Annotated in this window: 11 protein-coding genes; 3 read left to right on the forward strand and 8 right to left on the reverse strand. The window is 35.3% G+C overall.

From position 1 onward, the window contains the following. Window positions 1–67 precede the first annotated feature (67 nt). Window positions 68–256, forward strand: a complete 189-nt coding sequence (locus VNJ50_RS14575; protein ID WP_325583027.1) for a hypothetical protein — start codon at window positions 68–70, stop codon at window positions 254–256. Window positions 257–402: 146 nt separating this feature from the next. Here the strand turns inward: VNJ50_RS14575 and VNJ50_RS14580 are convergent, their stop codons facing one another. The 8 genes from VNJ50_RS14580 to VNJ50_RS14615 all read right to left on the reverse strand — a co-directional run bounded on the left by VNJ50_RS14580 (window position 403) and on the right by VNJ50_RS14615 (window position 8,051). Then, complete coding sequence (locus tag VNJ50_RS14580; protein ID WP_325583028.1) at window positions 403–2,619, reverse strand: TonB-dependent receptor; 2,217 nt, start codon at window positions 2,617–2,619, stop codon at window positions 403–405. A gap of 56 nt (window positions 2,620–2,675) precedes the next feature. Then, window positions 2,676–2,927, reverse strand: a complete 252-nt coding sequence (locus tag VNJ50_RS14585; protein WP_325583029.1) for a hypothetical protein — start codon at window positions 2,925–2,927, stop codon at window positions 2,676–2,678. Between the two features lie 83 nt (window positions 2,928–3,010). Beyond that, window positions 3,011–3,508, reverse strand: coding sequence for a DUF6787 family protein (locus tag VNJ50_RS14590; protein WP_325583030.1), 498 nt, complete (start codon window positions 3,506–3,508; stop codon window positions 3,011–3,013). Window positions 3,509–3,546: 38 nt separating this feature from the next. Then, on the reverse strand, window positions 3,547–3,978 hold the full coding sequence (locus VNJ50_RS14595; RefSeq protein ID WP_325583031.1) for a DUF6146 family protein: 432 nt from the start codon (window positions 3,976–3,978) through the stop codon (window positions 3,547–3,549). A gap of 129 nt (window positions 3,979–4,107) precedes the next feature. Then, the gene (locus VNJ50_RS14600; protein ID WP_325583032.1) at window positions 4,108–4,752 is read right to left on the reverse strand and encodes a DUF937 domain-containing protein; all 645 of its coding nucleotides are present in this window, start codon (window positions 4,750–4,752) and stop codon (window positions 4,108–4,110) included. A gap of 96 nt (window positions 4,753–4,848) precedes the next feature. Continuing rightward, window positions 4,849–5,802, reverse strand: coding sequence for a D-2-hydroxyacid dehydrogenase (locus VNJ50_RS14605; protein ID WP_325583033.1), 954 nt, complete (start codon window positions 5,800–5,802; stop codon window positions 4,849–4,851). 48 nt (window positions 5,803–5,850) lie between these two features. Further along, complete coding sequence (serC, locus tag VNJ50_RS14610; RefSeq protein WP_325583034.1) at window positions 5,851–6,915, reverse strand: 3-phosphoserine/phosphohydroxythreonine transaminase; 1,065 nt, start codon at window positions 6,913–6,915, stop codon at window positions 5,851–5,853. Between the two features lie 77 nt (window positions 6,916–6,992). Continuing rightward, window positions 6,993–8,051, reverse strand: a complete 1,059-nt coding sequence (locus VNJ50_RS14615; protein WP_325583035.1) for an acyl-CoA reductase — start codon at window positions 8,049–8,051, stop codon at window positions 6,993–6,995. A gap of 187 nt (window positions 8,052–8,238) precedes the next feature. Here VNJ50_RS14615 and VNJ50_RS14620 point away from each other — a divergent pair, with 187 nt between their 5' ends. Together VNJ50_RS14620 and ychF are read left to right on the forward strand one after the other, a co-directional pair. Then, complete coding sequence (locus VNJ50_RS14620; protein WP_325583036.1) at window positions 8,239–8,592, forward strand: 4Fe-4S dicluster domain-containing protein; 354 nt, start codon at window positions 8,239–8,241, stop codon at window positions 8,590–8,592. A 162-nt stretch (window positions 8,593–8,754) separates the two neighbouring features. After that, window positions 8,755–9,849, forward strand: a complete 1,095-nt coding sequence (gene ychF / locus VNJ50_RS14625) for a redox-regulated ATPase YchF (RefSeq protein WP_325583037.1) — start codon at window positions 8,755–8,757, stop codon at window positions 9,847–9,849. Window positions 9,850–10,037: the final 188 nt, after the last annotated feature.

Here is a 10,037-nt window from a genome sequence, read left to right on the forward strand (position 1 = left end):
AAATTGGTGTTGTGTAAACAAAACGTTTCTCCTATATTTGCTTTAATTATTATAAAGACTTTGCAAGATGTTTACATTTGATCAATATTTAGGATTTTTAGCGTTTATGGCTATTTTAACCATTGGTTTTTGGTTAATGATATTTTTACTGACTTTTGTTGTGCCATACTGGCTTTTTGGTGCAACTCTTGAGAATTTCAAAGAAATGAAAGCAGCGCGCAAAGCAAAACAAGAAGAAGCAGCTACATTAGAGTAGAAAGTAAATAAATTCTTTTTAAGAGATTTCAATAAACAAGAATTATCTATAAAAAAGGAGCTGAAACGCTTAAGTTTCAGCTCCTTTTTACTTTTTGAAATATTTTAAATAGATAGAATGAGTCTCAAAATAAATTAATTTACATGCTATAAAGTGTAAGTAAATCCGACATTAAAGTTCCGACCCATATTAAAAATACCGTTCGATTTTAAGCGCGATAAATGGTTAATGTAGGTTTTGTTAGTAAGATTACTACCTGATATACGCAAATCCAAGGGGTTGTTAAATAAACTAATGGTTCCACCAAAACCAGCACTTAAAAGATTATAACCGTTGGTTGTAGTTTCAAACTCGCTCACCTTCGATTGTTTGAAATTGCTATTAAGCCTCACAAAAGCATATGCTTTTTTTATGGACTTAGTTTCAAACTCAACCCTAATGGTATTGGATAAAGCGTTTGAAGGAATAAGCGGTAAATAGTGGTCATTATCTTGTTTCCCAGTGACGGTTTCAAAACTGCTTTCAAAATGTAGCCAATCTAAAGGATGTGGGTGAATGTGCAACCCAAATTCACCACCATACAACTTGGCATCCGCTTGCAAATAATTATAAACTGGTGTATTTTGAATTATATCTCCGTTCGGTGAAATAAAGATATAATTATTTACTTTATTGTAAAAACCATTAGCATAGACTTCAAGATGTTCATTTTTATATTCCAGCGCAATATCTACTTGAAAGTTTTGTTCGTTTTTCAGGTCTTTATTTCCAATTTCATAACGATTGGTGCCTTCATGAGTACCATCGGAAGTGAGTTCTGCCAAATTTGGAGCGCGATAGCCCGAAGCCAGATTAATACGTGCAGTAATAAGTTTTAAAATATTGGTTTTATATCCCAATGCACCATTGAAGCTTGAAAACTCTTTGTTTAAATCTGAAAGGATATTAATTTTTCTGTGGTCAAAACGAATACCAACCTGAATATCTGAATTTTCAAAATGAATGTGTGATGTGGCCAAAATTCCATAATCAGTAGTTGTGGCATCGGGGATTAATTGTTCAATCCCATAATTGGTATTGCTCTGTGTCATGCCTTGAATTCCAACGATAGATTCAAATTTTCCTAAGGTCGGTAAGTTGTATTTGACATCATAATTTAAGGTTTTCAACTTCATATGTAGCGCTGCATCCAGATGGTCGTCGTCATGATGCTCATCTTCGTGGTCATCACCATGATCATGATGGTGATCTTCAAATTCCTTTCGGTCATTATAAAGTAATCCTAAGTTGATATCTAAACTTGAATTGTCGAAAAACACGGTCGATTTAGAACTTAACACATGGTTTGTAACCTCTTGAAAGGGTAGAGTTGGTGTTTTTTGTGTAGTTTGTTCTCCAATTTCATCAGGAATTCCAAGTTTGGAATGGTTGACATTATAACGTATCTCGGTTTTGAAACCAGAGTTTTGATAGCCTAAACCCGTCTTAAAGTCTTGCTCTCTTGAGCGGCTATTGGTGACTCTATAATCTGCTGTTTTATAATCGGAGTGCTCTGCAAGATTTCCCCTGAACAAAAATTTAAAATGTTCGCCTGATGCTTTATAGCCTACATTGGTATTAAAGCCATTGGTGTTGTTAAAATAGTTGTAGCTAGCATCAGCTTTATCGCTCATGGTTCTTGCAAATTGCTCAGGATTTAAATATAGAACGCCACCTAACGCATCGCTGCCATAAAGTAAGGAAGCGGGACCTTTAATGACTTCTACACTTTCAATACCTGCATCACTTAATCCCAGCCCATGTTCATCACCAAATTGTTGATTCTCTAAGCGTACCCCTTGGGTATAGACTAAAACGCGATTGGAACTTAAACCTCTGATTACAGGTTTTCCAATACTTGCGCCAGTACTGATAATTTCTACACCTGCTATTGTAGCAAGGCCTTCGGATAATGTTGCCGCACCTTTAGCTTTTAAATTGGCAATGGTTTTGCGCTCTACCTTCATTACGTTTTCACTTTGGAGTTTGTGGAAAGGTGTCGAAATAATAATTTCTTCAATTTCTATCGCCGATGGCGCTAATTGAATGTTGAGATTATCGGTAAAAGGAAAACTAATTTGCTGAGAAAAGGTTTCATAGCCAACAATTGAGACCACCAAGTTGTAATTGCCATTTGGAATATTGGAAAGTGTATAGTGACCATCCATGTCGGCAACCGCACCTTTCTCAAGTTTTGGTAAATAAATAGTGGCAAAGGATAATGGTTCTTTGGTGTTTTTGTCAATGATACTTCCGCTGAGTGAGTTTTGGGAATACATAAATGAAATGGCCATTATATGTATTACACTGAATATATATTTCATAGATAAAATTTGAATTAATTTAATAAAGGTGTTTTCTGAATTTATTTCAGAAGCATTTATATCAAATTAATTGCAGGCGGACCTCGACGTAGGAAATGATGTCTTTGATAGTCACTAAGAAAACTATAATCGGTGCGAATGACATCTTTTATTTCTTGATAGACATTTAAAATAAAGATGTTTTCAGTAAGCGTATAGGGGGTGTTTATATTAAAATTGTAAAATTCACAATCCACATCGAGCGTGTGAATATGGGTATTGACTTCACCATAACATACTTCGTGCTTATGGTTTTCAAAGACGTGCATGAATTTTACTGCAGACGGCAATATCAATGTTAACACTACAAAGAGCGTTAATAATTTGAATATGATATGCTGTCTTAAAAAAATCATTTATCCAATAATTTTTTAAAGCCAATTCGGTTTAATATTTTCTTTTCAAATTCCCAAAAGAATTTGAACTGGCCAAAAAGCCATCCAAAAAATACCAACATAAACTGATAAAAGAGAAGACCCACAAAAATGTACAAAATCCAGTAAACAGCAGGATTTAAGTTATCCTTCGTTATTCCTATAAACGCCATAATTGGTTTGCCAATAAAAACTGATGAAGAGCCGGTTATCGAAAAAACGATAAATACACGGATCATTTCCCATCGGTATTGCAAAATCCATTTGCGTTCTAGTTTTTTAAAAGAAAAAAGAATGAATTTTAGCAGTAAAGAATAGATAACAATTGATGCAATTATTACCAGAAATAAATTAATCTTACCCACCAAAATATCAGCGAGTATGTAGGCGCAATACCCTAAAATTAACAATCCTAGCACAGGGAAAATCAATTGCCAATTATGTTGTATCTCCCAGTTTTTTTTGAAATTATCCATAGCACAATTTTGCGTTGCGAAGATACTTCAAATTTCTTTTAAATGCGAGGTACAAATGGACCTAATCTTTGATTGTATGTTAACTGAAAGTAAATGAAGTAATTATAAAGTTTGTAATTTACTTCATAGCCATAATCGATATTGGGCTGGTAATCAATTTGAAGTTCATAGAGATTGCTATTATAACGTTGTGGCTGCAATACTCTTTGATTCCATTCTGTTACATATTGAATATTTCTATTTTCCAAAAATTGTTGTGAATAGTACCCTTCAGGTTTAGCGGTAGTAGCAAGCCAAGTGTTAAAACCAGGTTCAATAATTAGTATTTCGTATTCTAACGAATCGTTTGCAATCCGTACGGTATCTTGCGCTGTTTCGGAATCAGCTGATGTTTTATGCACAATGGTTTTAGAGTTTTTGCAGCAAACAATAAACAGCGATAAAAATAGAAGTGTGGCAATTGTTTTCATAATTTAGGTTTTGCCTTATCTTATAAAGTTACAAAAATTATAGTTAGTAGTTTTCTGTTGCTTCTATTTTTAACTAAAAAGTCACGCAATTTTCGTGCATGACTTTTTATATTATACGATGAAGATATTTTAATTTTTTCCTCCAAATAGGCCTCCAATAAGACCTCCAAGACCACCTTTCTTTTTGTCTCCGCCCAAAAGCATGCCTGCAACATCGTCAATGACACTACCATCTTTATTGGCATCGAGGATAGATTCTAAAAAGCTTTGTTCGTTCTTAGTGCTGCTTCCTCCTAAAAGTCCACCCAATAAGCCGTCTAGTCCACTTGGGGTGTTAACATTTTTTTGTTTCGCTTGGTTGCCCAGCATTCCCATTAAAATAGGAGCGGCAACTTTTAAGATTTGCGCCACGGAACCTGCATCAACTCCCGATTTGGCACTGATGGCATTTTCTACATTGCCTTGTTTATTGCCAAGTACGTGGCCCAAAATTTTACTGCCATCGGAAATCACATTACTATCAACGCCACCACTTCCAAACAGACCACCTAGATTGTCCAAAATACTACCATCATGTTTACTGGTAAGGGCACTAAGCAAGCCTTGTGCACCATCCGGAGTTGAGGCATTGCGTTTCATTGCAGTCATTAAAACAGGCAGAGCCATGCTCAACACTTCTTGTGTTTTACCTTGAGGCTGATTGGTTTGAGTGGCAACACCACTCACAAGTGATTTTCCGAGGTCACTATTTAAAATATCCAATATTCCTGACATAATTTATTAGTTTATAAGTTTAGTAGGTTAAAATACAAAAAATGCCCATAGAACAAAGCGCTATGGGCATTATTATTTAAACATGTTAATAACTTTCTAGTTCTTTAAAATGCTCACAATTTGCGAAGCCAATTCGGTTCCAATTCTATCTTGTGCCTCATTTGTAGCTGCTCCAATATGTGGTGTTAATGAAATTCTTCCATTCATTAAAACATGTACCGAAGGTGTTGGCTCACTTTCAAAAGTGTCTAATCCCGCAAAAGCAACTTTTCCACTTTCAAGTGCGTGTATTAGGGCTACTTCACTAATTACGCCACCACGTGCAGCATTGACAATACCCACGCCATCTTTCATTTGTTCAAATTGTTTTTTGCCAATTACGTAATCTTCTTGTGCAGGAACGTGTAGCGTGATAAAATCGGATTGATTTAAAAGCTCGTCCATAGGAATGGTGTTGATTTCAAAATCTACAGACTGCCCGTCAAAAAAATCAACTTTAATGGTCGCTTTATCAATGAACATGTCGCTTGCAATAACTTTCATGCCTACGCCAAGTGCAATTTTGGCTACTTCGCGGCCAATACGCCCAAAACCTACAATTCCTAAGGTTTTTCCTCTTAATTCATTACCATTGGCATAATTTTTTTTAAGGGCATTAAATTTCGAATCGCCATCTAAAGGCATATTTCTGTTGGCGTCATGTAAAAATCTCACACCTCCAAATAAATGCGCAAATACCAATTCTGCAACCGATTGTGAAGAAGCTGCAGGTGTATTAATAACTTTTAAGCCTTTGCTCTGTGCATATTCTACATCAATATTATCCATACCAACACCGCCACGACCTATAACTTTTAGACCAGGGCAGGAATCTATTAGGTCTTTTCTTACTTTTGTAGCGCTTCTCACTAATAACACATCAATATGATGCGCATTGATGTAATTACTTAGTTGTTCTTGAGCAACTGTAGTAGTGATGACTTCAATTCCGGCATCATTTAATGCATTTATTCCACTTTGTGAAATGCCATCATTTGCTAATACTTTCATTTTTATATGATTTTATTATTTTCGCAAGCGCGAAAAATATTTAATTTTTTATGCTTTTGATTCTAATTCGCTCATCACTTCAACCAATGCTTTTACACTGTCTAAAGGCAAGGCGTTGTACATGGATGCTCTGTAGCCTCCAACACTTCTATGACCATTTAATCCGCTTATGCCAGCCTCCTTAAGCATAGTATCAAAAGTTTCTTTCAAATCATCATTGACCAAGTTGAACGTCGCATTCATAAATGAGCGGTCTTCATTTACTGCATAGCCTTTAAATAACGGATTGAGATCGATTTCAGAATAAATCACTCGGGCTTTCATTTCGTTCATTTTTTCAATGGCTTTGATACCTCCCAAGTTTTTTAGCCACTCCAAGGTTAACATCGACGTATAAATTGCATAAACAGGAGGGGTGTTGAACATGCTACTTTTGTCAATTTGAATTTTATAATCCATAATTGAAGGAATTTTACGCGATACTTTTCCTAAAATATCTTCTTTGACCACGACTAGCGTAGTTCCTGCGGGACCCATGTTTTTTTGTGCACCGGCATAGATAAGTCCAAATTTAGAGAAATCCAATTCACGCGAAAAAATATCACTACTCATATCACAAACCATCGGAATCGGTGAGTTTGGAAACTCCTTTATTTGCGTTCCATAAATTGTGTTGTTGGAAGTGCAGTGAAAATAATCATAATCTTCAGGTATAACATAGCCTTTAGGAATATAGTTGAATCCCGCTTCTTTTGAGGACGCTACTTCATAAATATCATCATATATTCTCGCTTCCTTAATGGCGTTGGAACTCCATGTCCCTGTATTTAAATAACCCGCACGTTTTTCGAGTAAGTTTTGGGCAACCATAATAAATTGCATACTTGCGCCGCCCTGTAGAAATAGCGCTTTGTAACCTTTGCCTTCAAGCCCTAATAATTCCAATGCCAAAGCTCTGGCATTTTCCATAATATCTACAAAATGTTTGCTTCTATGCGATATTTCTAAGAGTGATAACCCAATATTGTTATACTCAATGGCAGCTTCAGCTGTTTTTTTTAGGACCTCTTGAGGTAAAATTGATGGTCCGGCACTAAAATTATGTATTTTCATTGTGTTTGAATTTTAACAAAGATACAAAGGTGCTAAATTCAGAATAAAATGATGGTAATAAAATGATAATTTATTGGCTATATATTTATTAAAAATGCAATCGTATCAATATCATCAGCATAATCCCATAACTGCGGATGTTGTGTTTGGCCAAAAGCTACAGAGTTTTCAACGATTCCGTTAGATACGACGCATTGAATATTGTTTTTATTATCTTGAAGTTTCAGTTTCAGTTCATCGATGTCGTCATAATATTCATAAAACAGTGTAGCAATTGGAGAACTGTAACTTTGATCCTCTTTTATCATCAAAAAGCCATTTTCCAACAAATCAAATTCGCTCATAATATATACGGCTTTATTATAATCGTAATTATTAGCATATTTATGCTGATGAATGATAGGGTTCCAATCAAACATGCCATTAAAAAAGGCATTGAATTCGTAGTTTTTTGGAACAAATAATTTTGAAACATTGCGACAACCCAAACCATAATATCTAAACACGTCTTCGGAAAGTAATTTCAGTTCGTCGTCAGTTTCTCTTCCAGTCAATACCGCCACCGAATTTCTATTTTTTCTGATTATGGATGGTTTTCCTTTAAAATAATATTCAAAATAACGCGCAGTATTATCACTTCCGGTGGCAATTACAGCATCAAAATCCTGAAGTTTTTCTTCTGTAAATGTGATTTTACCTTTGAATTCCGGCTCTACATGTTCAATATATTTTGCTAAATATGGCAAAAGATGTTTGTCGTTTGAAGATTGTTTTACCACCACTTCATGTCCAGAGATAAGTACAGATAAAAAGTCATGAAAACCAACTAACGGAATATTTCCAGCCATTATAATAGCCACTTTTTTAGAAGGTATATTATTAAAGTTGTACTTTCCAATCCAATCATTAAGTGTATTTATATTCAATGAATTAGACCATCCATTTAGTGCAAACACAATATTCTCTTTAGTAAACCAGCCATTGTGTTCGTGTGCCAGTTTTATCTGGTGTTTAAACCCATCATAAAATAGTTCATTTGTACTAATTTTTTCGTTTTTATTAAAGTTTTCTGTTGAGAATTGTTGGATAAATTCACCCAATTTTGCGAAAGCATTAATTCTTTGTTGTAAATCCATTCTGTATTTGGTTATGAATAGTTTTGGCGTTATTTTTGCAAAGCAAAGTTAGAAAAATGAAATGAAGGAGATTTGTTTAAGTCTTAACTTTTTCTAAATGGTTTAAAACGACATGAAAAATCATATTAAAACCAATAAAATCTACATCATATTCTTCTAACAATTAACTTTTAATGATTAAGATGCTATGGCAATTATAATAACTGATGAATGTATTAACTGTGGTGCTTGTGAGCCAGAATGCCCTAACAACGCCATATACGAAGGTTCAGACGATTGGAGATATAAAGATGGTACGAGTTTAAGAGGTAATGTTGTACTTCCAAACGGTAAAGAGGTTGATGCAGATGAGGCTCAAGAACCTATTAGTGATGAAATTTACTATATTGTTCCTGATAAATGTACCGAATGTTTAGGCTTCCATGAAGAACCTCAATGTGCAGCAGTATGTCCTGTAGATTGTTGTGTGCCCGATGATGAGCATATGGAAACCGAACAACAGCTTTTAGAAAAGCAACGTTTTATGCATCCTGAAGAGTAATCAAATAAACCTTTGAAAATCCCAAGTTTAGCTTGGGATTTTTTATATGGATAATTCAGATAATTAACTAAATTTGCAAGCGCAAAAAAAGCCATTTAATTTAAAGAAGTTTCTCATCAACCCTGTTTGGGGTTTAAGGAATAATAAAAAACAAGTTTTTCAATGAAAGCCGGAATTGTAGGATTGCCAAACGTAGGGAAATCAACCCTTTTTAACTGTTTATCTAACGCTAAAGCGCAAAGTGCCAACTTTCCGTTTTGTACTATTGAGCCTAATGTTGGTATTGTCAATGTCCCAGATCCACGATTGGAACGTTTGGAAGCCTTGGTAAAACCTGTGCGTGTACAGCCAGCCACGGTTGAAATTGTGGATATTGCAGGTTTGGTAAAAGGAGCAAGTAAAGGCGAGGGTTTAGGCAATCAGTTTTTGGCAAATATTAGAGAAACGGATGCCATTCTACATGTGTTGCGCTGTTTTGACAATGATAATATTGTCCATGTTGATGGTAGCGTGAATCCTATAAGAGATAAAGAAACTATTGATATGGAACTTCAATTAAAAGATTTGGAGACTGTTGATAAAAAGCTTGAAAAGGTGAAACGTGCAGCTAAAACGGGAAATAAGGACGCTCAAAAAGAAGAAGTCGTTCTTATGAAAATTAAGACCGCATTAGAAGCTGGGATTTCCGTGAGGGCTTTGGAATTTGATCATGATGATTACGACGAATTTGTGGTGCCGTCACAGTTCATTACCGATAAACCGGTGATGTATGTGTGTAATGTTGATGAAGGCTCAGCAGTCAATGGCAATGCTTATGTAGATCAAGTACGGGAAGCGGTAAAAGACGAAAATGCCGAAATATTAATTTTGGCAGTTGGTATTGAGGCCGATATCAATGAATTGGGTAGTTATGAAGAACGCCAAATGTTCTTACAGGATTTAGGCCTTGAAGAACCAGGATCGTCAAAACTTATTCGATCGGCTTACAAATTATTAAAACTACAAACTTATTTCACCGCTGGTGTTAAGGAAGTCCGTGCTTGGACTATTCCTGTTGGTGCTACGGCGCCGCAAGCCGCTGGAGTGATCCATACCGATTTTGAGAAAGGTTTTATCAGGGCCGAAGTGATTGCTTATGAAGATTTCTCGTCCTTTGGTAGTGAAGCCAAAGTGAAAGAAGCTGGAAAAATGCGTGTTGAAGGAAAAAACTACGTCGTTAAGGATGGCGATGTGATGCACTTCTTATTTAATGTCTAAAAGTTAGATAAACACCCAAGATAATAACTTGAAATTATAAAAAACGGAAGAGGTCGTCTAAAAACTATTTAGGCGACCTTTTATTTTTTGGTTATTTTGTTTTGATTATGGATTCTCTCGGATAATTAGGTAATTAGTTTTGAGTTAAAATGAGGCAAAGCGATTCTTACATCGCTAAACTCACTTTT

The organism is Gelidibacter sp. (genome assembly GCF_035577925.1).
Taxonomy (GTDB): domain Bacteria; phylum Bacteroidota; class Bacteroidia; order Flavobacteriales; family Flavobacteriaceae; genus Gelidibacter.

Excerpts from the sequence above, each read along its gene's own strand:
- VNJ50_RS14575 (WP_325583027.1), top strand. The coding sequence starts at position 68 with ATGTTTACATTTGATCAATATTTAGGATTTTTAGCGTTTATGGCTATT.
- VNJ50_RS14580 (WP_325583028.1), bottom strand. The coding sequence starts at position 2,619 with ATGAAATATATATTCAGTGTAATACATATAATGGCCATTTCATTTATG.
- VNJ50_RS14585 (WP_325583029.1), bottom strand. The coding sequence starts at position 2,927 with ATGCACGTCTTTGAAAACCATAAGCACGAAGTATGTTATGGTGAAGTC.
- VNJ50_RS14590 (WP_325583030.1), bottom strand. The coding sequence starts at position 3,508 with ATGGATAATTTCAAAAAAAACTGGGAGATACAACATAATTGGCAATTG.
- VNJ50_RS14595 (WP_325583031.1), bottom strand. The coding sequence starts at position 3,978 with ATGAAAACAATTGCCACACTTCTATTTTTATCGCTGTTTATTGTTTGC.
- VNJ50_RS14600 (WP_325583032.1), bottom strand. The coding sequence starts at position 4,752 with ATGTCAGGAATATTGGATATTTTAAATAGTGACCTCGGAAAATCACTT.
- VNJ50_RS14605 (WP_325583033.1), bottom strand. The coding sequence starts at position 5,802 with ATGAAAGTATTAGCAAATGATGGCATTTCACAAAGTGGAATAAATGCA.
- serC (WP_325583034.1), bottom strand. The coding sequence starts at position 6,915 with ATGAAAATACATAATTTTAGTGCCGGACCATCAATTTTACCTCAAGAG.
- VNJ50_RS14615 (WP_325583035.1), bottom strand. The coding sequence starts at position 8,051 with ATGGATTTACAACAAAGAATTAATGCTTTCGCAAAATTGGGTGAATTT.
- VNJ50_RS14620 (WP_325583036.1), top strand. The coding sequence starts at position 8,239 with ATGGCAATTATAATAACTGATGAATGTATTAACTGTGGTGCTTGTGAG.
- ychF (WP_325583037.1), top strand. The coding sequence starts at position 8,755 with ATGAAAGCCGGAATTGTAGGATTGCCAAACGTAGGGAAATCAACCCTT.